The organism is Nonomuraea sp. NPDC005730 (genome assembly GCF_040630865.1).
In the GTDB taxonomy this organism is placed as follows: domain Bacteria; phylum Actinomycetota; class Actinomycetes; order Streptosporangiales; family Streptosporangiaceae; genus Nonomuraea.
Genome location: NZ_JBEXYK010000009.1, coordinates 130,938 through 152,205, shown reverse-complemented (window position 1 = coordinate 152,205; position 21,268 = coordinate 130,938). Strand labels below are relative to the sequence as shown.

Genomic DNA, 21,268 nt, shown 5'->3' with positions numbered 1-21,268 from the left:
GGTCGGAGAGGGCGGTGATGCGACGCTTCCTGATCGTCCTGGCGGGCGCCCGGCCCGACATCCTCTCCCGGTGCCCGACGGACTCCGACAGATTCGTGGGAGTCGGCGGCGCCGTGCTTCTCACAAGCCTGCTGGCCTCCGTCTCCATGACGTTCGCGCTGGTCTCGGCGCTCGGCGTCAACCTGGTCGTCGCGGTGACCTCCGGGCTGATGTGGGGGCTGTTCGTCCTGAGCCTGGACCGGTGGATGGTCGCGTCCCTGTCCCTGCGCGGGCCGGGGCGGTTCATGATCGTCCTGCCCAGGGTCCTGTTGTCCCTGCTGATGGGGATCGTCATCGCCACCCCGCTGGTTCTGCATATCTTCGAACCGGAGATCGACGCGCGGATCGCCGTCATCCAGCAGGAACGTTCGGAGGCGTTCCAGCAGAAGCTCGCCGAGGGGGACCTGGGCACGCAGATCGCCCGCCTGACCGAAGTCGTGCGCGAGCTGCGCAATGTGATCAACTCGGCTGGCGCGACGGGGATCGACCCGGCCCGCGACCCGAAGCTGACGACGTTGCTGGCAGCCCGCACCGAAGCCCAGCGGGAGGCGGACAGGTACTACGACGAATGGCAGTGCCAGCTCTACGGCGGCGAATCCTGTCCGGTGCGGGGAAACGGGGTGCAGGCCCGCAAGGCGCAGGAGGGCTACCAGGCCGCCCGCAGCAGGCTCGACACGCTCACCCGGCAGATCGACGACCGCAGGCGCCACCTCAGTTCGACCGGAGAGCAGGCGAAGCGGGCCCGGCTGGCCGAGGCCACCGCCGACCTGCCCGGCTACCAGGACCAGCTCGACCGGCGTCTGGAGCAGCGCACGGCGCTGCGCGCGAACTTCGACGCCGACAACCACAGCTCCAGCGGCCTGCTCCTGCGGCTTCAGGCGCTCGACGAGCTGTCGGCCAGCGACGGGACGTTGTACGCCGTCATGCTGCTGCTCTTCCTGTTCCTGACGCTGATCGAGTGCCTGCCGGTGGCCGTCAAGCTCATGCAACGACCGGGCGTGTACGAGCAGATCCTGGCCGAGCACGAGCGGAGGGCGCTGCGGGAGTTCGAGGCGCGGCTCGCGTCCCAGGACCACGACGGCGACCAGGTCACCCTCGAGGAGGTCTGGGAGCGCGAGGCGCACCAGCCGGAGCAGCGGGAGCAACCGGTCATCCCCGCACCCGCCGCGGACGAGGAGGATCGGCAGGCCCAGGAGGACCGGGAGCTTCGCACGATGAGGGACGCCCGCGCCCCCGCCGGTCCACGGCCCGCGGACGGCGGCGATGGCTGAGCCGAGGACCGCGCCCCGGGGACTGTTCCCCTGGGACGAGCTCGCCGGCGGCTGCCGGGACGACCCCCGCATCCGCTTCTACGTCGATCGCGAATCGTCCCACGCCACGGCCGTGCGCCAGCTCGTCGACTGGACGCAGGTGCTCGCGGAGAGCAGCAGGGACCGGGCCTTCCGCGACGCGGCCGCGCTCGACAGCTACACCGAGTTCGCCCGGCTCGCCCATGCGAGCACTCGGGCCAGAACGGACTTCGAGCGGCTCGCCGCCGGATTCGGCCCGGCCGCCCTACGGCGGTTCCTGACAACCAGGACGGTGCTCCTGCTGATCGCCGCGCTGTCGCTGCTGATCTACTCATGGGCCGGGTTGCTGCTGCTGTTGTGCCAGATCGCGGCGGTGGCGCTGATCCCGGTGGCCGGTCTGAGCTGGCGGGCCGGCCGGGCCACGCGCAGCCTGCCGAGACTCCTGCTCGCCGGCCTCGCCGCCGCGGCCGGCCTGACCCTGCCTGCCGTGGCGCCCGCGGTCGGGCTGCCGTTCTCGTTCGGTTCGATCCTGCTCATGGGCGTCTTCGCCTGCATGGTCTGGATCCTGGCGGTGAGTCACGCGGGCCGGCCGCTGAGCCGGCGGGCGAAGATGTTCCTGCTCCTGCCCGCCGTGGCCGGCCTGGAGGGCCAGGCGGCACGGGCCCGGCGACACTGGCTGGAGGACGCCCGGGAGAACGCGGTCATGCCGGAACTGATCCAGACGATCAACCGGCTGCTGCAGCCTTCGCTGGGCAAGCGGCTGCTCGTCCAGGACACCGCCCGGCTGCGTGCGATGTACCACCCTGGGCTGTTGGTGCCCACAAGGGCCACCCGCCGGGCCCAGGAGGCGCTGCGGCGGTCGGAGGGGGCCAGCATCGCCGTCGCCGGGCCACGCGGCTCGGGCAAGACCACGTTGCTGCACGGGCTGTGCGGGGGCGAAGCCACGTTCTCGGTCGTGGTGTCCGCGCCCGTGCACTACGTGCCGAAGGAGTTCCTCACCGAGCTCTTCCAGCGCCTGTGCACCGCGTACATCACCGACCAGGGGTTCGGCGCCGAACGCGCGAGCGTGCTGAAGAGGCGCGGGAGCCTGTTCCGCTACCTGCGCGTGGCCGGCGCGCCGATGCTACGCGTGGCGCTGGCCTGCGCGCTGACCGCCCTCCTGCTCTGGACGCTCGCCGCCGAGCTGGCCCGGATGGGCGACGCGGCGGCCACGTTCGCCGGCGGGAACTTGACCGCGCTCCGGGAGGCGTTCGTGTCCTGGTGGGCCGGCGACCACCAGCTCGTCCAGATCGCGCTGCTGCTGCTGATCGTCGCCGTCGTGCCCAAGCGGGACTGGCGGCGGCTGTCGTGGCAGTCCGAACCGCCGCTCGTCAGGGAGGCTCGACGGCACTGCCGGCGCCTGCAGGCCGAGCAGACCGCGACCACCCAGGCCGGTGGCGGCCTGCCGCTGCTGCAGGCCGCGCTCAACCGCAGTGTCGCGCTGAAGATCCTGCCCTGGACGATGCCGGAGCTGGTCGGTCACCTGTGCAGGTTCCTGGGGGAGGTCACCAGGACCGAGCACGCCCGTGGCCGGCGGGTGCTGATCTGCATCGACGAGGTCGACCGGATCGGCTCGGCGGAGGAGGCCACCCGGTTCCTCAGCGAGGTCAAGGCCGTCTTCGGGTCGGTGAACTGCTACTTCCTCGTCGCCGTCGCCGACGAGCTGGGCGCCGCCTTCGCGCGCCGCGCCATCGCCGGACGCTCGCCCGTCGACAACGCCTTCGACGAGATCATCTCGCTGGAGCCCCTGTCGTTCGAGCTGTCCAGGCAGCTGCTGCAGCGGCGCGTGCCCGGATTCACCGACGCGTTCGTCCGGCTCGGCCTGGCGCTGTCCGGCGGCCTGCCTCGCGAGCTCATCCGGGTGGCGCGCCGGCTCGTCGAGATCAACATCGAGTTCGAGTACGAGCTGCGCCTGTCGCAACTGGCCGACCGGCTGATCCGGGAGGAGATCCACGAGGCGGTCATCGGCACCCGGAGCCAGATCGCCGGCGCGTCGATCAGCCCGGAATGGGGCGCGGTGCTCGACCGGCTCCGCCTGCTGGACGGCTTCTTCGAGCCGGATGCCGGGCTCGGCGAGCTCCGTCCCGCGCTGAAGGAACTCGCCGAGCTCGCCTTGGACCAGCCGGCCGCGGCCGGCCCCGAGGAACAGCCGATCAGGCTGGCGGTGACCGGGTTGTCCGCGCTGGCCTTCCTCGACATGACCATCAGCGACGCCTTCAAGGACGAGTCCTTCGACGTGGCCGGCACCCCGGACGCTGTCGGCTCGTACGTCGATCTGGCGGCGGCGCGGCGCGAGCTGGGGGTGTCGGCCGAGAGCTGCCGCCGGGCGGTGCAGCGCATCCGCCTCACCCTCGGCCTGCCCTGACCGGTCGAGCGACCGACCTGTGCTGGATCAGTTCAGGGCGAGGAAGCTTCCGATGTTGCCCTGTTTGGTGGCCCCGGGCTGCACGGGGTCGAAGACCCTGATCCGACAGTTCGAGTCCGGGAAGACCAGGATGGTGCCTGAGGTGCGGTTCAACAGGCCGCTGTCGGGGCCGAAGCCGGGGTGGCATTGGTTGGGCTGGGGGTCCGTGATGAGCCTGCTCTGACCGTCAGGTGAGAACAGGCGCACGACGCCGGGGGCGGCGGCCGCAGGGGTGGCGCAGGCGAGCGCCAGGGCGACGGCGGCTGTTGCGGCTGAGATGGCGGGAATGGGTCGCATGGGAAGTCCTTTCGAAGGCGACCACGTCCATCACAGTATGTGCTTGCATGATTACCTTCAGTGACTCTCTCCAGCGATACAAGGACCTCTCGCCCGGTGACGGCACCGCCCCCCGGCGCGGGTGGTGCCGTTCTCAGTCCTTCACCGTGATGGTGTGGTTCGCCTGCGACGGCAGTGTCGCGCCGTCGCCGGCCCACTCGACGGTGCAGGCGAACCGGCCGTTGACGCGGGGCGTGTCGGCCGTGCTGAACGAGCCGTCCGTGGCGAGCGGCACCGACCGCGACACGGTCGTGGTGCCACTGTCGTCGGTGATGGTGCGCACCAGTTTCCCGTAGGAGAGCGGGGCCGGAGAATGGCCGCCGATGTCCAGGGCGCCGCCGAGCACGAGTTGCTTGCCGACCCTCCCGTTCGCCGCCGAACGTGCACCCGTATCCGACCCACAGCCGGTCGCCCGAGAGCGACAGGTGCGTCGGGAAGACCTTGCCGCCGCCCGCGGCCACGTCACCGGCACTGGTGACGCCTTCGAGGTATGTGGTGGAGTCGGCCGCCGAGGCGGTGGGAGTGAATAGTCGAACTTGAGTTCGTACCTCAGTCGCGGCTGTCACCGCGACCCCGGGGCCGATCTGTCGACGGCGTCGAGAAAGCGGGCGCCCCAGTTTCTCAGGTGATCGACGAACTCCGGCGGTTCGAGCACCTCGAACTCGGCGCCGATGTTGCCCAGCGCCTGCGTGGGCCAGTCCAGGCTGGTGGAGATCATCGTGAGCCGGCATCGATCGGGGGCGACCGGTTGGATCTCACCCCATTGGCCGACCATCCGGCGCACCTGTTCCGCCGGTGCGTGAACCAGTGCGACCACGGTCTTGGCGGTGGGAACCTGGGCCGCGGTGCGTACGAACGCGGCGGCGTCCCCGCCGGGCAGCGGCCGCGGCAGGAAGGAGGCGCCGGTGTTGCGTGGCTGGGCCAGCCGGTCGAGGCGGAAGCTGCGCCAGTCGTGCCTGGTCAGGTCGTAGGCCACCAGGTACCAGCGGCCGCCGAGCGCGACGAGGCGATGGGGCTCCACTTCGCGTTCGGTTCGCGCGCCGGCGCGTGTGGCGTAGTGGAAGCACAGCCGTTCCTGGTCCCGGCACGACTGGGCGATCAGCGTCAGCACCTCCGCCGGGATCACCGGCCCGGCGGAGGCCGCCGAGACGGTCATCGCGCGCAGCGCGTTCACCCTGGCCCGCAGACGGGGCGGCAGGACCTGCACCACCTTGGTCAACGCGCGCACCGCCGCCTCCTCCAGCCCCGCGATGCCGCTCTGCGCCGCGTCTCCCATGCCGACCGCCAGCGCGACGCCCTCTTCGTCGTCGAGCAGCAACGGCGGCAGCACGGCCCCGGGCGCCAGCTGGTAGCCGCCGTCGGTGCCTCGGGAGGCGTGCACGGGATAGCCCAGCTCGCGCAGGCGATCGACATCCCGGCGAAGTGTGCGTTCCGACACGCCGAGCCGCTCGGCCAGATCCGCGCCCGGCCAGTGGCGGTGCGTCTGCAGCAACGACAGCAGGGTGAGCGTGCGGGAACTGGTGTTGGCCATACCCCCATTATCTGGGTACTTCCGGTCAAAAACTGGCCGGAAGCCTTCCTAGGGTGGTCACCATGATGACTCACGAGGTTCAGTTGACCGCCCAGATCGCCGCCGTCCCCGGCCCCGAGCACTTCACCGTCGCTCCGGCCGAGATCGAGGGGGAGGTCGTGGTCCGTACCGACTACCTGGGGCTGGCCGCCACCTACCTCGAACTCATGCGCGCCGACTGCCACCTTCCGGTCCCCGCCTGGCGGCCCGGCCGGCGGGTGGGCGTCATGGCGATCGGCACCGTGCTCAGCTCGGCCAGCCCTGACCTGCGGGAGGGCGACCTGGTCCAGTCGATGAGCGGCTGGAGCACGCACTCGGCCGGACCGGCGGCCTCCTACGTCAAGCTCGACCCGGACGCCTATCCCGACCCGAGCTACCACCTGGCCCAGGGCCCGACCGCCTACCACGGCGTCGCGGACGTGGCCGAGGTCGGCGAGGGTGACGTCGTCTTCGTCTCCGGCGCGGCCGGCGGCGTCGGCTCGCTGGCCGGGCAGATCGCCCGCAACCTGGGCGCCAGGAAGGTGATCGGCAGCGCGGGCAGCCGGGCCAAGGCCGACTACCTCGTGGACGAACTCGGCTTCGACGCCGCCTTCGACTACCACCACGACCCGGCCGCCGCGCTCAAGGAGCTGGCCCCGGAAGGCATCACCGTCTTCTTCGACACCGTCGGCGGCGCGTTGTACGACGCCGCGCTCGAAGCCGCCGTGCCGGGTGCCAGGTTCGCCCTGTGCGGGTCGTTGTCCACCCAGCTCGGCGCCGCGTCCGACCGCTTCCCGGCACCCGATCGCGACGCCGCCCTGGCCAGGGGCGTCGAGCTGCTGCCGTTCTCCTGCCACCACACCCCCGACCAGATCGCCGCCTGGCACCGCCACTTCCGCACAGCGCTCGACCAGGGCCGCTTCGTCTACCCGCGGACCGTCGTCGAGACCGGCATCGACGGCGTGCCCGGCGCGTTCCTGGCCCTGCTGCGCGGCGAGTACCGCGGCAACGTCTCGGTGCGGCTGGTATGACCGTCCTGTCCCGCCGAGCGCTCAACCGGGCCCTGCTCCAGCGGCAGTTCCTGCTGGAGCGGGCCGACCTGACCGCCCTGGAGGTGATCGGCCACCTGGTCGCCATGCAGGCGCAGGAGCCGAACTGGCCCTACGTCGGACTGTGGGCCCGCATCCGCCACTTCACCCATGCCGACCTCACCACCCTGCTCGCCCAGGGACGGGTCGTGCGGTCCGGATTCCTGCGCAGCACGATGCACCTCGCCGCCGCCGACGACTTCCGTCGGCTGCGGCCGGTGCTGCAGCCCGTCCTGAACCGCACCGCCGACTCGGCGCACTTCCGGCGCAACAACGCCGGACTCGACCCCGAAACGCTGGTGGCCGAGGGACGCGCCCTGCTGCGGACCGGGCCGCTGCCCAGGAAGGAGCTCGCCGGCCACCTCGCGACCCTGCACCCGGGCCGCGACAGCCGCATCCTGGCAGGTGAGATCGAGCTGCGCACCCCGCTCGTCCACGATCCGGCCACCGCGTCCTGGGGCGGCTGGGGGACCCGCTCATCGATCACCGTCAGCGCCGCCCCGGTCGACGCCCCGCAGCCCGCCGCGCTCCGCGACCTGGTTCGCCGCTACCTGGCCGCCTTCGGGCCCGCCACCGTGGCGGACGTCCAGGCGTGGTCCGGGCTGACCCGGCTGGACGAGATCGTCGCGGAGATGGGCGCGGACCTGCGCCACCACACCGGCCCCGACGGCCGCCGCCTGCTCGACCTGCCCGACGTCCCGCTCCCTGACCCCGACACCCCCGCCCCGGTACGGCTGCTGCCCGCCTACGACAACGCCCTTCTGGGCCACGCCGACCGCAGCCGCATCATCGCCGACGCCGACCGCAGGCACGTCACCCCCGGACAGGCCAGAGTCCTGCCCACCGTGCTGATCGACGGCTACGTCCGCGGCACCTGGTCCTTCACCGCGGGCGAAGTACGACTGACCCCGTTCGGCAGCTTTTCGCGGGACGAACAGCAGGCAGTCGACCACGAGATCAGCCGACTGCTGCCGTTCCTGTCACGCCGCTGAACATGACGATCAGTGCGAGGCTTCGGGCGCGTCCTCCAGGAGAGAGCTGCGGCATGACCACCGATGCGGGTCCGACAAGGACTTCGAGCGCAGGTTCAGCGCCGCTGTCGAGGCGGGCGGACGCGGGGTGTGCGAGCACTGCATCCTCTGGCACGGCAAGCGGCCGTCACAGCACGGTCAGCCGGCCGTACCTGGACAGGGTGGCGGCCAGGTCGCCGGATCTGCCGCGGAGTGTGGCGTCCAGGAAGGCGACGGTGGCCGCCGCGGTGATGCGCGGCCCGGCAGTCCGGCCGAGAGAGCCGATGAGCGCGGGCAGGGGCGGCATGAAGAGCGGGGCGTCGGTGAAGGTGAGGTGCGCCGTGCCGGGGACGGTGAGCCGGTAGCCCGTCGCCGTACTGAGCTGGAGCACCCGCGTGAGGCGCGGGATGTAGTCGGGCTCCTCGCCCAATTGGACGTCGTGGGTGAGCGCGAGCACGGGCTGGTGGAACGGTCGCGTCGCGGGGTCGCGGGGGAAGCCGTCCAGGTCGATGACGGCTGCGAACCGGGGGTCCTGGCGGGCGGCCTGCAGGGCGGCGGCGCCCCCGAGGGAGTGACCGGTCGCCGCGGCGCGGCGGGTGTCGAGCCGCCCGCTCAGCGGGCCGGGGATCTCTCCCCGGTCCAGGGGGCCGAACTGGGTGAGGACGAAGCTGAGGTCGGCGGCCCTGACCGCCGTCCATCCAGCCGCGCGTCTGTCGTCCTCCGCCTGGTCGCCGGTGGCCGCGACCTTGGTGCGGACCGCTCGGCCGTCGGCGAGGGTGACGACGGCCGAGTCGTACGGGTGGTCGATGGCCGCCACGACGTACCCGCGGCTGGCCAGTTCCTCGGCCCAGGCGGTGTTCTGGGTGCGCACACCTCCGAGCCCGGGCGAGAACAGCACCACGGGGAACCGGTCGCCGCCGCCGGCCACCGGCGCATCGGGCACCGAGCGCGTGCGGGCGCGTGTCGGCTCGTCGAGAACGAAGGCCGGAAGGCCGAGGTAGTCGGCCTCGCCGCGGGCGACGAGCTGTGCTTCTCGTACCGTGCGGCCGAGGTACCGCGCGCGCTGGGCGGTGGGGGGAGCGGCCTGCGCGGGATACCAGAGCTGGACGACGACCGTCCGCTGGTCATCGGTCCGGGACGTGGCGACTTCCGCGCGATCAGGGTCGGTCCACTGGAGGACGGTGGTGCCGACTGCGTAGGCGCCCGACGGCTCGGGGAACACGGGCAGGGGCAGCGCCCACGCCGCCGTCGCCCCCGCGAGGATCACGGCCAGGCATGCCGCCGACCCCGGCAGCGCCAGCCACCATCGAGCCCGCCGCCCGGCACGCCACCCCAGCAGCGAGGGCGCGGCGAACGCCAGCGCGATGACCCCTCCCGCCAGGACGGGAAGGAGTTGCCAGCGGATCCCGAGCACGGCCAGCACGGTCGCGGACACCACGAGGGCCGCCGCACCGGCCAGGGTCGATGGCCGGCGCGCTCCGGGCGGCAGCCAGCGGGCCAGCACCAGCACGACGGCGGACGCCAGGACCAGGAGCTCCATGAGGGACAGGCCGAACACGGTCACATTCATGTGATCACCGTGGCGCAATGACCTCGCAGGGACATCGGGCCCGAGGCCGAGAGTTGCCTGCGACCCCGGTATGACCTCCGCGACCTGTCTGCGACCGGAGTCGCAAGGGGCCGCGCTGCCGGTGGTGTCCATGGAGCGGCGCGCTGAGACCGCTAGCCGAGGAACGCCGCCCGGTTCTCCTCGGCCCAGGAGGCGAACGTCCGCCCGGGTGTCCCGGTCAGTTCCTCCACGACCGGGGTGAGCTCGATCGGCCGGCCGTCGCAGCTCTGCCAGTAGTCCAGCAGGGCGTCCGCGAAGGCCGCGTTCATGTACTGCGCCATTTCGGCCGTCCACTCCTGCCGGGTGACGGGCGTGATCGCGATGTCCTGCCCGGTGACGCGGGAGAGGATCTCGATCTGGTCGGTGAACGTGAGCGACTGGGGCCCGGTCAGTGTGTACGTCCTGCCGCCGAGGGCGGGGTCGGCCAGAACGGCGGCCGCCACCGCCGCGATGTCCGCTTCGTGGATGGCGTCGACGTGCGCGTGCGGGTAGGGCAGGGTGATCGGCGCCCCCGACTTGATCGCCCACGACCACGCCATCGCGTTGCCGCAGAAGGTGCCGGGCCGCAGCACGGTGCTCGGCACGGGCGAGGCGGCCAGGGCGCGTTCGGAGACGAGATGCGAGGCGGCCAAGGGGCTGCTGTCGGGGTCGGGCACGAGCACGGCGGCGGAGGACAGCAGCACGACATGCTCGACCCCGGCCGCCTCGGCCGCCGCGGCGAACTCCTGCGCGTGTGACGGCTCGGCGTAGAGGAACACCGAGGTCACACCTGCGAGCGCACCGCCAAAGGTGGACGGATCGCCCAGGTCACACCTGACGACGGACGGGTCGGCGGGGGCCTTGGAGGCCGGTCGTACAGACAAGCCCTGCTCGCGCAGGAGGCCGATGAGGGCGGTCGCGACGCTGCCGCGAGCGCCCGTGACAAGAATGGTCATATCGGTACAGATCCCTTCGCAGACTATTCGCGACCTGAGCGCGACGTCTGTCGATAGAATGAAAGCGCGACACAGAAGTTGCGTCACACAAGTATTGCGTGACGAACATTATGAGGAGTATGGAGCCGCACGTGTCAAATCGAGCCGAGATGCTCAAGCGCATCAGCGACGAGAGTCAGCGCCACTACGCGGCCTACACGCTGTTCAACCAGGCCATGGCCGACCGGCTCGGCCTGCACCCGACCGACCTGCAGTGTGTGGCCCTGCTCGACCTGGAGCAGGGGCCGATCAGCACCGGCGAGATCGCCCGCCTGGCCGGCCTCACCCCCGGATCGGCCACCCGCCTGGTCGACCGCCTGGACAAGGCGGGTCTCGTCGTACGGCACGCCGACCCGGCCGACCGCAGGCGCGCTCTGGTCGCGCTGACCCCGGAGGCCCGCGCCCGGATCGGCTCGGCCTGGGACGTTCCGGGCAGGGCGTTCGTCGAGATGCTCGACCAATACGACGACGACGCCCTCGCCCTGATCGCCGACTATCTCGAGCGGGCCGCCTCGGTGGGTCGCGCTCAGGCGCAGCGCCTCACGACGTCCGCTCGGGTCGCGGGAGACCATCGCGATTGACCATACTCCATTGAACAGAATATTGTCCCGGGGCATGCCAGGAAGATCCACATGGGCGCTGGTCGTGATCGTAGCGTCCCCGGCCTTCGACCGGGGCGCAGGAGACGGGCCACAGCACGTCCAGGCGGGCGACCGCCACGGCAGCGCTGGGCGCTAGCCGCAAGGGTCGCTGAAGCAGATCACGCGCCGGACGCCACCACGAGCCGTACAGGCGCCCGGGCGGTCGCATGCGCGCGTGACGGATGAGATGCCGGGGACCGACCATGAACACCATCGGAAAGACCGCTCTGGCGCTGGTTGCGACAGCCGTGCTCAGCGGCTGCGGAGGCGACGCCGAGCCGGCCGGGACGGGCCCGCCAAGTCGGCCGCGGCCGGCGGCAGTTCGGGGGCCCTTTGGACGCGTTCGGGAGCGGAGGTGGAGGAGTCCACGGACAGTCGGCGTCATCGAGTTGCCCGATGATCCAGGCGCGTCCTTCCGGCCCGGCGGTGTTCCAGGTCCAGCTCATCGGCCGCTCTCGCATCGCTCCTTGCCGGCTGCTCAGCGTGCCGTTCTTACGGGAGGGCGGCCAGACTGACAGCCGGGTGACGCCCGGCAGGTTGTGGCAGAGGTCGGACAGAAACCAGATGTGCTGCAGGTCATCGGCCGGTGAGACCCCGTCGGTCCCGCGCCGGGCGTGCCTGGAAAGGTAGCGGATCTCGATCAGTGCCGCGGACAGCAGCACCACGGCCGCGTCCTGGTCACTCACGCCGGTGACAGCGTCGCCATGAACACGCCGGCTCATGCCGACCCTGCAGAGGTGGCATCGATGTACCGGATAACGTATGTCCGCCGGAGGCGGATTCCCTGCTCGGCGTGAGACCGCGGTCGTTCATGTACGTGAGAATAGGCTGTCATCACGTACATGGGATGGGATCGGCGACGGGGGTAGCGCGGCCAGATGAGCTTCGGCAACTTCGCTCGCAAGGCGCGCGATACAGCCTTGCCTCACCAGCGACGGCTGTCCGCGCTTCGCTCCTGCGTGCAGCTCTACCGTCCGATCGGCTTCGAGGCGACCTTGAGTTTCCTGCAAGCCAAGGCTGGGCCGTTCCGCACCGATGAGTCCGCACTTCTGCGAGCCTTGGCCGTGCTGGAAGCCAGCCGTTCAGCCTGGCAGGCGGAGAAGCTGGCCTACGCGTTCGCTCGACGCGAGGCCAAGCAGCGGGGTCAGCGCAGCCCCCGCCCTGACGACCTCAACCCCTACATCCTGACCTGTTGGTACGGCGCGCGCCGAGAAGCGGCCCTCCATGCTGTGTCCTTCTGGCACCAGCGACGGCTCGCGGTCCTGATCGTCGATGACGACAAGCCTTCGCAGCTTCTTGGTGAATGCGTGCAGACGTGCCTCGCTACGGGCGGTCATCTCCCGCCCGAGCAGCGTCGACTGCTGGCCGACTGCATCGACCAGCTCACCGCCCGCCTCCGACCAGCACGCTCGCGCGACGACCAGCTCGAGTACTTCCGCACCCGTGACCTGCTGACCGTGGCCCGGCACCTTGAGGCCGCCATCACAGTGGAGGGCCGACAGCCTGACTCGATGAGCGACCGGGAACTCCAGATCGTCGGTGAGTGCCTGACGGCCGCCGCGCGAGGGCCGTTCTTCGACAACGACAGCGAGTTCCCGACCTACATGGGGGTCGAGTGGGATCGCCTCGTGGAGATCGCTGACTCATGGCCGGTCGTTGCCGATGCCGATGCCGATGAGGTGGAGGATGTGGTCAACAGCGTGATCGTCAACCTGCTCGGCTACCCCCACAGCAAGCTGCACCGATGGCACGAGTTCATCTCTGCCTCCCCAGAGGAGGTCTGCGACCTGGGCGACAAATTGCGGGCCCGGTCACCAACGTTCAGAGGTTGATCGAGTTTGGCGGTCTCGCCTTCAATTTCGACCTCGATGAATCCGAACAAGTGGATGTTCTCCCGGTGGCCGGGTGCGATGAACGGCAGCAGTTCGTCGGGGACATCGCGGCCTTGGGCGCGCAGTTCCTTGATGCCATCACGTAGTACTCGGTCGTCCAAGTGATGACGGCGTCGGTGAGGATGGTGAGGCACCAGCCTGCTCGGTCGGGTCTTGCAGGTGCGGTATACCCCTCCATGACCAGCGGGTAGCCGCCATCCTGGGCGCATGCGACTGCCGCGCCTGCGCCGCGCTCCCCGCCCGCAACGGTCAGACCTCTGGCGGGAGCAGCGCGTCGAACGCCACGCGCCGCTGATGCCCGTCAGGGTGGCCCTGGCCGTGACGCTCACGCTGGCCACAGGTTCGGCGGCCGGCCTGGTGGCTCTGGCACTGTCCCCGCTGGGCAGAGCCATTCTGGGAGCCGAACAGCCGACCACGGCTGAGGCCCTGGAGATCGTCAAAATCTCATTGGCCGTCGTCGCCGGCATCGGTGGCGTGGTCGCGCTCGTCGTCGCCTACCGCAAGCAACGCGTCACCGAAGCCGGCGAGACCCGGGAGCAGGCCAAGCATTTCCACGAACGCTTCACCACCGCCTCGGGCCAACTCGGCAACGACTCGCCAGCCGTACGTCTCGCAGGCGTGCACGCCCTGTCGGCGCTGGCCGACGATTGGGAAGGCGGTCGGCAGATGTGCATCGACGTTCTATGCGCCTACCTCCGCATGCCCCCAGGTCCTGAACCCGACGCCACTACCGATGCGGCCGAGCACACCGTCTGGCTGGGGATGGGCGAGGTCCGCGCCACGATATGGCGCCTGATCGCAACCCATCTCAAGGCTTACGCTCGCATCCCCTGGCATGGGGCCGACCTCGACTTCACCGGCGTCCCCATCGCCCAAGACATCGACTTCTCCAACACTGTCTTTCCCGCCGGCATCGTCAGGTTCAACGGCGCGACGTTCTCCGGCGGCGAGGTCTGGTTCGATGGTGCGACGTTCTCCGGCGGCCAGGTCCGGTTCAGTCGCGCGACGTTCTCGGGCGGCAAGGTCAGGTTCGGTCACGCGACGTTCTCCGGCGGCAAGGTCGGATTCGATCACGCGACGTTCTCCGGCGGCCACATTTGGTTCGGCGACGCGGCGTTCTCCGGTGGCGAGGTCTCGTTCGGCGGCGCGACGTTCTCCGGCAGCGAGGTCTGGTTCCAGAATGCGACATTCTCCGACAGCCAGGTCAGATTCGATCACGCGACGTTCTCCGGCGGCAAGGCTTGGTTCGGCGGCGCGGCGATCTCCGGGGGCGAGGTCTGGTTCCACAGTGCGACGTTCTCCGGCGGCGAGGTCGGCTTCGGTGGCGCGACGTTCTCGGGCGGCAAGGTCGGGTTCGGTCGCGCCACGTTCTCCGGCGGCCAGGTCGGGTTCGGCAATGTGACTTTCTCCGGCAGCCAGGTCTGGTTCCACAACGCGACGTTCTTCGGCGGCGAGATCGGGTTCGATGGCGCGACGTTCTCCGGCGGCCAGGTGGGGTTCGGTCGCGCGACGTTCTCCGGCGGCCAGGTCGGATTCGTGGGTGCGACGTTCTGCGGCAGCCGGGTCGGATTCGTGGGTGCGAGGTTCTCTGGCGGCCAGGTTCGGTTCGATGGGGTCGCCGACTGGTCTCACCCGCCGGATGGCCTGCCCGACAAGGCCCCTGGCCTGCGGCTCCCGCCGGCGTCTGCGCCAGATCCCGCCCCGGACGCTTGATCGGCCTGGATCGCCTTCCTGTATTGACGCCCCTTGACGCGACCTGTGGCGGTCGGCGGACCGGGACGCTACAACTGGCGGGACGTCCCGTCGCGCCGGCTTCTCCGGGCGAGGCTCTGGAGTTGCCCTTCGTGCACGCTGCTCACCCACTCCCAGCCCGGCTTGGCCGACGGGCCGATCCGCGGATCGGCGGAGACGTGGCCGTTCCGCAACGCGAGCACGTACGCCCGATCCTGTTCGATCCGCGCCTTCATCTGGTCGGATCCGCCGACGGAACCATGGCCGGGGACGACGACGTCAACGCCGCCCGCCACGTCCTCCAGCAGCCGCAGGGCGGTGAGGTAATCCTCGATGGGGTCGGCGGTGCCGTCCAGGTCGAGCATCGGAATCAGGACGTCGGACAGCATGTCGCCGGCGACGAGAACCCCGCGTTCCTCGATCAACAGCGCCGCATGGCCCGGGGCATGTGCTTGATGCTCGACGATCCGGACCTCGGGGCCGTCCCAAGGGATCCGCGTGGTTCCGGCGGGCAGGCCGGTGATGCGGCCGAGCAGGTCCAGCGGTACCTGGCCGGCGATCTCCGTCTCCAGCAGGTGGTCGGCCACGCGGGTCTTCGCGTCTTCGTCCGGCAGCTGCTCGCGGACGGTGGCCGCGCAGCGCGCCGTGCCGTAACGGGGCGCCTCGCCGAGGCGATCGTGCCAGAGCAGGTGATCCCAGTCCGGATGCGTAGAGAACCCCGCCACAACGGGCCGACCCAATTCGCCGAGGTCGTGCGCGAGGCAGTCGATCTCGGCGCCGGTCACCCCGGGGTCGATGAGCAGGACACTGGCCCGGCCCCGCACCGCAACGGCGTTGCTCTGCACGAACGCGCTCTCGTGGACCCACACGCCCTCCGCGACCTGCCTCAGCACGAGCTCGCCTCCTTCGCGTCCCGGATGGCGTAGCGATGCATCGTGACGCCCTGTTCGAACGTTCGCTGCTCTGTCAGGTCGAGGTCGATCGGCAGGTCGTAGTCGTCGAACAGCGGCCTGCCGAAGCCGAGGATCGCGGGGTGGGTGAAGAGCAGCAACTCGTCCAGAAGCCCGGCCCGGAGCAGCTGCGTCGCGAGCGCCGCGCCACCCACGCCGATGCCGCCGTCGGTCTCGGCACGCAGGGCGGCGAGCTGCTCGATCGCGTCGTCCCCGCCGATGATCCGGGTGTTGTGATCGGCGCTGCGGCGCGTGCGGGAGACGAGCACCTTGGGCTTGGCGGTCCAGATCTCGCCGTACTCACGCATGAAGTCCGGCAGCGACGTGTCCTCGCTCGCCCGTGGCCAGTGCTCCTCCATGACCTCGTAGTGGACCCGGCCGTGGACCATGAGCGCGAGCGCCCGCATCTGCGCGTTGGCCTCGCGGTGCAGTTCCTCGTCGACACGCAGCCATTCGCCGGCGCCGGCGTCCCCCGGCACCTGCTCGATCCGCAGGTCGAGGGACACCTGCATCGAGTAGACGAAGCGACCCATCGGCTCCTCCTCGGAATAGTGCTTGCAATTTGCAACTACTATATTGGGAGCGAAAACCCTGTCAAGGAGGAGCGGAATCGTGGAACCACGGTCCGGATGCCCGATCAACGCCGCCGTCGAGGTGCTCGCAGATCGCTGGACGTTGCTCGTGCTGCGCGACGTCATCTTCGGCGACCGCCGCCACTTCCGGGCGCTGCTCACGGGGTCGATCGAGGGCATAGCCTCGAACATCCTGGCCGACCGACTCGTGCGGCTCGTCGAGGCGGGGATCCTCACCCGCGGCACCGCCGCACGGGGGCAGCGCGCTCGCTACAGCCTCACCGAAGCCGGCATCCAGACCCTGCCGATCATCTACGCCCTCGGCAACTGGGGCCTCGACTGGCGTCCGGGCAGCGACGAGCTCCGGAGCCGGCAGCAAGCCATGCGGGACGAGGGGCCGGCGTTCATCGAGGAGCTCATGGACGAGCTGCGCGTCCGCCACCTCGACACTCCGCCGAAGCCGCACGACGGCCCAGGCCCCTTCGAACGCCTCGACGCCGCCCGCACCACGGCCACCTCGCAAGAAGACGCCGATCAACGGTGACGGACCAGGGCGATCGACATGCGCTTCGTGCTCGACCAGTTGACCGGGTCGCGGCCCACATGGAAGGGCAGCGCCCTGATCGATCCGGCCCGGATCGCGATGGCGGGCCGGTCCATCGGAGGGGCCGCCGTCCCGGAGAGCATGGTGCAGGATGCCCGGGTACGCGCGGGGATCAACCTGGACGGCAGCCTGTTCCTCCCGATCCCCGACAGCGGACCGGCACGACCGTTCATGCTGATGGGCGCCCCCTCGAACGACGGCACCTGGAAACGCGACTGGGAACGCCTGACCGGGTGGAAACGCCGGCCGGTGGTGGAGGGGGCGCTGCACCCGTCCTTCACCGACTACGACATGCTGCTCCAGCGGCTCGGCGCCGACCTCGGCAGCGGCCTGAAGGGAACCCGTTCGATGGACGTCACCCGCGGGTACGTCGCCGCCCTCTTCGACCTGCACCTGCGCGGCAGGCCGCAACCCCTGCTGAACAGACCCTCCAAGCGCTACCCCGAGGTGCGATCCTGCGCGCCGCCGGCCAAGAACTGCTGACCTGAACGCCTGCGCTCCGGACCGATGACCAGGCACGGCAGTCAGTGTCCCGGCGCGGTCATACTGCGATGCGTGACTCTTGAAGAGGTACGTGTCCACCACCGCACCGGGCAATGGTGCTCCGGCGTCCGGACCGGCGACGACATCGTGGCCTACGACGTCGAGATCCTTCCTCCATGGCTGGTTCCCGGCCGTCCCACGACCGACCGCTGCTTCGTGATCGCCGACGAAGGGGTACAGATCCGGAAGCCGGTCACCTTCGTGGACGCACTCGAAGGCGCTTGGTACGTCGACCTGGTCGAGGTGGAGGAGACGGGCCCGAAGCGGCTGACGGTCCGCGACCTCTACATGGACATCGTCGTGCTCCCGGCCGGCCGGCGCTACGAGGTCCTGGACCTCGACGAGCTCGCCGACGCGCTGCAGGACGGCGCCATCGACGCCGCCACCACAGTCAGGGTTCTGCGCGACACCCAGCGCTTCATCGACAGGCGCCTGCGCAACCTGGACCAGGATCCGCCGAGCTCGTGGCCGGACTTCCCGCCCGCGGCCGTTCTGGAGCTGGCCGACCTGCCGCCCTTCGACGCCGGATGAGAGCACGTCCAGGACCGTGCGGCCGAGCCGTTCGCCGCCGATGGAACGCGACGACGGGCCGGCAGGTCGGCGACCCGCTGACCACCCGGTCGGCCCGCCGTACCCGTCCGGAACGCCGCCCGGGTGAAGCGGAAAGTCCAGCCGGGCAGGCGGGGCCGCCACGCAGGAACCCCCGTCGGCGGATCGGTGAAGCCATGGTCTAGCGTGATCGTCATGAAGGCGGCTGCTCGGTATTTATGCTGGTTGGCGTGGGCGCAGAAGGGCCGGGTCGCCTTGGGCGCGACGCTGGGCACCCTGTGGACGGTGGGCCTCACGCTCCCGCCGTACCTGCTGTCCCGGGCGATCGACGACAACCTGGCGCCCGGCTGGGTGCTGGCGCTGCTCGGCGCCGGCCTCGTCAACGCCTGGCTGGCGATGATGCGGCACCGCACGATGACCAAGATCCGGATGGACGCCAACTTCCGCACGGTGCGCGCCCTGGTGGAGCAGATCAACACGCTCGGCGCGGACCTGAACAGGCGCACCTCGGCGGGCGAGGTCGTGACGATCGGCATCGGCGACGTCATCACGATCGCCGCCGCGCTGACGGTGACCGGGCCCGGGGTGGGCGCGGTGATCAGCTACGGGGTGGTGGCGGCGCTGCTGCTGCAGGTCTCCGTGGTGCTGGCCGTGGTGGTGCTGCTCGGCGTGCCGGTGCTGGGGGTCGTGCTGGGGCCGCTGCTCGGGCGGTTGATGAAGGTGCAGAACGGCTACCGCGAGAGCCAGGGCAGGCTGACCGCCCGCCTGGTGGACCTGATCGAGGGGCTGCGGGTGCTCAACGCGTTCGGCGGCAAGGGCGCCTACGCCGAGCGTCACCTCGCCGACTCGGCACGCCTGCGCGAGCAGGGGTACCGGGTGGCGTCGCTGACGAGCTGGATCGGCGCGCTGGGCGTCGGGCTGCCGGCGCTGTTCCTGGCCGCGGTGACCTGGCTGGGCGCCAGGCTGGCCGCGGAAGGCACGATCACGGTGGGCGAGCTGGTCGGCGTGTACGGATACATCGCCATGCTGGTGGTTCCGGTGTCCTTCTTCATCGAGGGCAGCTTCCAGATCAGCCACGGCCTGGTCTCCGCCCGGCGGGTCACCGACTTCCTCGCGCTGCGGCCCGGCGACCGGCCCCGCTCCACCGAACCGGCGATCACGCCGGGCAGCTTCGTGGGGCTGGTCAGCGCCCGTCCCGAGGAGAGCGTGGCGCTGCTGGAGGGCCTCGGCGGGTTCGACGGCACGTCGTTGATCGCCGACCACGACGCCGCGCTGTTCGCCGGCACGCTGCGCGAGGTGCTGCAGGGCCGGGGCGAGGCCGACGACGAGACCATCCGTCGCGCCGTCACCGTCGCCGCCGCCCAGGACGTGGTCGCCGGGCTGCGCCACGGCCTGGACTCCGTGATCGAGCCCGGCGGCCGCAACCTGTCGGGCGGCCAGCGCCAGCGGGTGCGCCTGGCCAGGGCGCTGGTGGCCGATCCCGAGCTGCTGCTGGCGGTGGACCCCACCTCCGCGCTGGACGCGCACACCGAATCCCTGCTCGCGCAGCGCCTTCGTACGGCGCGCGCCGGCCGTACGACGGTCATCGCCACCACGTCGCCGCTGCTGCTCGCCCAGGCCGACGAAGTCGTGCTGATCGAGGACGGCCGGGTGGCCGCGACCGGCACCCACCGCGACCTGCTGGAATCCAGCGACGAGTACCGGGCGGTGGTGTCGTGACCCGCGACCTCCCCGTCGCCGACCGCAGGCGCGTACGGCAGGCGGCCCTGCGCCTGATCCGCCGCGACGTCCCCGGGTTCACCGCCACCCTGCTCCTCAACGGCCTGGCGGCGGCCGCGGCCCTGGTCAGCCCGTGGCTGCTGGGCCGCATCATCGACACCATCTCCGCCGGCGGGACGATAGACCTCCTCGCCGCGGTCGCCGTGGGCGGGGCGCTGCTGCAGCTCGTCCTGTCCCGGTACGCCGAGCGGACCGGGACCCGCTTCAGCGAGCGCGTCCAGGAACACATCCGGCAGGAGTTCCTCGACCGCGTGCTCGCCCTGCCCGCCGCCACCGTCGAGCACATCCGCACCGGAGACCTGACCGCCCGCGGCACCACGGACGTCGGCGTGGTCGGGCGCACCCTGCGCGACGCCGCCCCGGCCGTGCTGGTCTCCGCCCTGCAGGCGATCTTCCTCGTCGCGGCCGTCTTCGTGGTCGACCCGATGCTGGGAGCCTGCGGTCTGGTCGCGCTCGCCGGCGTCGCCGCCGCCTCCCGCTGGTACCTGCGCCGCGCCCGCGACGCCTACCTGGAGGAGGGCGCCGCCCGCTCGGAACTGGCCGAACACCTGGCCGCCAACGCCGCCGGCGCCCGCACCATCGAAGCCCTCGGCCTGCAGGACCGGCGCACCCGCGCCGCCGAGCGGGTGATCGAGCGCAGCCGGGTCGCCCAGCTGCGAACCCTCTTCCTGCGCGGTGTCCTCTGGCCGTCGGTCGAGGTCTCCGCCCTCCTGCCTCCGGTGCTGGTCCTGCTGCTCGGCGGCGCACTGCTGGACAGCGGCCAGGTCACCCTCGGCGCCGTCGTCTCGTGCGTGCTCTACCTGCGCCAGCTCCAGCAGCCCATCGAGACCATCCTGTTGTGGATGGAACAGCTGCAGAGCAGCGGCGCCTCCTTCGCCCGGATCGAAGGGCTCCAGACCCCGGCGGCGCTGACCGACGTGGCCGCCCCCGACCCCCAGGACGACCACATCGTGGCGGCCGGCGTGCACTTCGCCTACGGATCCACCGGCGACGTCGTCAGCGGCGTGGAACTGACCGTGCGGCCCGGCGAGCGCCTGGCCGTCGTCGGCCCTTCGGGAGCCGGCAAGTCCACGCTCGGCAAGCTGCTGGCCGGCATCGACCGGCCCCGCCTCGGCACGGTCACCGTCGGCGCGGTCCCGGTCGCCGACCTGTCGCCCGCCCAGCTCCGCAAGCACGTCGTGCTGGTCACCCAGGAACAGCACCTGTTCCTCGGCACCGTCCGCGACAACCTCCACCTGGCCGACCCCACGGCCGACGACAACCGGATGGAGAAGGCCCTGGCGGCGGTCGGCGCCGACTGGGTGACCTCGCTGGACGACGAGCTCGGCCCGCACGCCTCCGGCACCGAACTCGGCCCCGACCGGGTGCAGCAGCTCGCCCTGGCCCGGGTCATCCTGGCCGACCCGCACACCGTCATCCTCGACGAGGCCACCGCCATGCTCGACCCGCGTACGGCCCGGCGCGCCGAACGGTCGCTGGCGGCGGTGCTGGACGGACGCACGGTGATCGCGATCGCGCACCGGCTGCACACGGCGCGGGACGCGGACCGGGTGGTGGTGATGGAGGGCGGGCGCGTCGTGGAGGTCGGCGCGCACGACGAGCTGCTTGCGGCCGGCGGGGTCTATCAGGCGTTGTGGAACTCCTGGCATGGCTCACGCCCTTAGCGGGTG

Annotated in this window: 21 protein-coding genes; 13 read left to right on the top strand and 8 right to left on the bottom strand. The window is 71.0% G+C overall.

Going from position 1 to position 21,268, the window contains the following annotated elements; translation table 11 throughout:
• Positions 1-17: 17 nt before the first annotated feature.
• Entirely contained in the window at positions 18-1,310 is a 1,293-nt protein-coding gene (locus ABZ444_RS14955; protein WP_357996227.1) for a DUF4407 domain-containing protein, read from the top strand.
• The gene (locus tag ABZ444_RS14950) at positions 1,303-3,732 is read left to right on the top strand and encodes a hypothetical protein (protein WP_357996036.1); all 2,430 of its coding nucleotides are present in this window, start codon (positions 1,303-1,305) and stop codon (positions 3,730-3,732) included. The genes ABZ444_RS14955 and ABZ444_RS14950 overlap by 8 nt, the downstream gene beginning before the upstream one ends.
• A gap of 27 nt (positions 3,733-3,759) precedes the next feature.
• On the opposite strand, the gene ABZ444_RS14945 is transcribed toward ABZ444_RS14950, so the two are convergent.
• The 3 genes from ABZ444_RS14945 to ABZ444_RS14935 form a co-directional block, all read right to left on the bottom strand.
• Complete coding sequence (locus ABZ444_RS14945; RefSeq protein WP_357996033.1) at positions 3,760-4,068, bottom strand: hypothetical protein; 309 nt, start codon at positions 4,066-4,068, stop codon at positions 3,760-3,762.
• Positions 4,069-4,201: 133 nt separating this feature from the next.
• Positions 4,202-4,453: a hypothetical protein gene (locus ABZ444_RS14940; protein WP_357996030.1), complete on the bottom strand. Its 252-nt coding sequence runs from the start codon at positions 4,451-4,453 to the stop codon at positions 4,202-4,204.
• 216 nt (positions 4,454-4,669) lie between these two features.
• Positions 4,670-5,638 carry a YafY family protein gene (locus ABZ444_RS14935; protein WP_357996027.1) on the bottom strand — a complete coding sequence of 323 codons (969 nt, stop codon included), beginning with the start codon at positions 5,636-5,638 and terminating at the stop codon, positions 4,670-4,672.
• A gap of 62 nt (positions 5,639-5,700) precedes the next feature.
• Here ABZ444_RS14935 and ABZ444_RS14930 point away from each other — a divergent pair, with 62 nt between their 5' ends.
• On the top strand, positions 5,701-6,687 hold the full coding sequence (locus ABZ444_RS14930) for an NADP-dependent oxidoreductase (protein WP_357996024.1): 987 nt from the start codon (positions 5,701-5,703) through the stop codon (positions 6,685-6,687).
• A complete protein-coding gene (locus ABZ444_RS14925; RefSeq protein WP_357996021.1) occupies positions 6,684-7,736 on the top strand; it encodes a winged helix DNA-binding domain-containing protein in 1,053 nt (350 codons plus the stop codon). Before ABZ444_RS14930 ends, ABZ444_RS14925 begins: the two co-directional genes overlap by 4 nt.
• A 166-nt stretch (positions 7,737-7,902) precedes the next feature.
• Here the strand turns inward: ABZ444_RS14925 and ABZ444_RS14920 are convergent, their stop codons facing one another.
• Both ABZ444_RS14920 and ABZ444_RS14915 read right to left on the bottom strand, forming a co-directional pair.
• Positions 7,903-9,324, bottom strand: coding sequence for a hypothetical protein (locus ABZ444_RS14920; protein ID WP_357996018.1), 1,422 nt, complete (start codon positions 9,322-9,324; stop codon positions 7,903-7,905).
• A gap of 152 nt (positions 9,325-9,476) precedes the next feature.
• Positions 9,477-10,298 carry an NAD(P)H-binding protein gene (locus tag ABZ444_RS14915; protein WP_357996015.1) on the bottom strand — a complete coding sequence of 274 codons (822 nt, stop codon included), beginning with the start codon at positions 10,296-10,298 and terminating at the stop codon, positions 9,477-9,479.
• 131 nt (positions 10,299-10,429) lie between these two features.
• On the opposite strand from ABZ444_RS14915, the gene ABZ444_RS14910 reads away from it, so the two are divergent.
• Complete coding sequence (locus ABZ444_RS14910; RefSeq protein WP_357996013.1) at positions 10,430-10,918, top strand: MarR family transcriptional regulator; 489 nt, start codon at positions 10,430-10,432, stop codon at positions 10,916-10,918.
• A 179-nt stretch (positions 10,919-11,097) separates the two neighbouring features.
• Here ABZ444_RS14910 and ABZ444_RS14905 read toward each other — a convergent pair whose 3' ends face one another.
• Positions 11,098-11,664, bottom strand: coding sequence for a hypothetical protein (locus tag ABZ444_RS14905; RefSeq protein ID WP_357996010.1), 567 nt, complete (start codon positions 11,662-11,664; stop codon positions 11,098-11,100).
• A gap of 192 nt (positions 11,665-11,856) precedes the next feature.
• On the opposite strand from ABZ444_RS14905, the gene ABZ444_RS14900 reads away from it, so the two are divergent.
• The 3 genes from ABZ444_RS14900 to ABZ444_RS14890 all read left to right on the top strand — a co-directional run bounded on the left by ABZ444_RS14900 (position 11,857) and on the right by ABZ444_RS14890 (position 14,583).
• Positions 11,857-12,810, top strand: a complete 954-nt coding sequence (locus tag ABZ444_RS14900; protein WP_357996007.1) for a hypothetical protein — start codon at positions 11,857-11,859, stop codon at positions 12,808-12,810.
• Positions 12,807-12,956 (top strand): hypothetical protein, encoded by a 150-nt coding sequence (locus tag ABZ444_RS14895; RefSeq protein WP_357996004.1) that lies wholly within the window; start codon positions 12,807-12,809, stop codon positions 12,954-12,956. Before ABZ444_RS14900 ends, ABZ444_RS14895 begins: the two co-directional genes overlap by 4 nt.
• Positions 12,957-13,077: 121 nt before the next feature.
• Complete coding sequence (locus ABZ444_RS14890) at positions 13,078-14,583, top strand: pentapeptide repeat-containing protein (RefSeq protein ID WP_357996001.1); 1,506 nt, start codon at positions 13,078-13,080, stop codon at positions 14,581-14,583.
• Between the two features lie 68 nt (positions 14,584-14,651).
• Here ABZ444_RS14890 and ABZ444_RS14885 read toward each other — a convergent pair whose 3' ends face one another.
• Together ABZ444_RS14885 and ABZ444_RS14880 are read right to left on the bottom strand one after the other, a co-directional pair.
• Complete coding sequence (locus ABZ444_RS14885; protein ID WP_357995999.1) at positions 14,652-15,494, bottom strand: MBL fold metallo-hydrolase; 843 nt, start codon at positions 15,492-15,494, stop codon at positions 14,652-14,654.
• Complete coding sequence (locus ABZ444_RS14880; RefSeq protein WP_357995996.1) at positions 15,488-16,084, bottom strand: dihydrofolate reductase family protein; 597 nt, start codon at positions 16,082-16,084, stop codon at positions 15,488-15,490. The genes ABZ444_RS14885 and ABZ444_RS14880 overlap by 7 nt, the downstream gene beginning before the upstream one ends.
• Positions 16,085-16,163: 79 nt before the next feature.
• Between ABZ444_RS14880 and ABZ444_RS14875 the strand changes: the two genes are divergently transcribed.
• From ABZ444_RS14875 to ABZ444_RS14855, 5 genes are all read left to right on the top strand, one after another.
• The gene (locus ABZ444_RS14875) at positions 16,164-16,667 is read left to right on the top strand and encodes a helix-turn-helix domain-containing protein (RefSeq protein WP_357995993.1); all 504 of its coding nucleotides are present in this window, start codon (positions 16,164-16,166) and stop codon (positions 16,665-16,667) included.
• An 18-nt stretch (positions 16,668-16,685) separates the two neighbouring features.
• Positions 16,686-17,210 carry a hypothetical protein gene (locus tag ABZ444_RS14870; RefSeq protein ID WP_357995990.1) on the top strand — a complete coding sequence of 175 codons (525 nt, stop codon included), beginning with the start codon at positions 16,686-16,688 and terminating at the stop codon, positions 17,208-17,210.
• Between the two features lie 72 nt (positions 17,211-17,282).
• Complete coding sequence (locus ABZ444_RS14865; RefSeq protein ID WP_357995987.1) at positions 17,283-17,801, top strand: DUF402 domain-containing protein; 519 nt, start codon at positions 17,283-17,285, stop codon at positions 17,799-17,801.
• 243 nt (positions 17,802-18,044) lie between these two features.
• Complete coding sequence (locus ABZ444_RS14860; RefSeq protein WP_357995984.1) at positions 18,045-19,538, top strand: ABC transporter ATP-binding protein; 1,494 nt, start codon at positions 18,045-18,047, stop codon at positions 19,536-19,538.
• Complete coding sequence (locus ABZ444_RS14855) at positions 19,535-21,262, top strand: ABC transporter ATP-binding protein (protein ID WP_357995981.1); 1,728 nt, start codon at positions 19,535-19,537, stop codon at positions 21,260-21,262. The genes ABZ444_RS14860 and ABZ444_RS14855 overlap by 4 nt, the downstream gene beginning before the upstream one ends.
• The last annotated feature ends 6 nt before the right edge of the window (positions 21,263-21,268 follow it).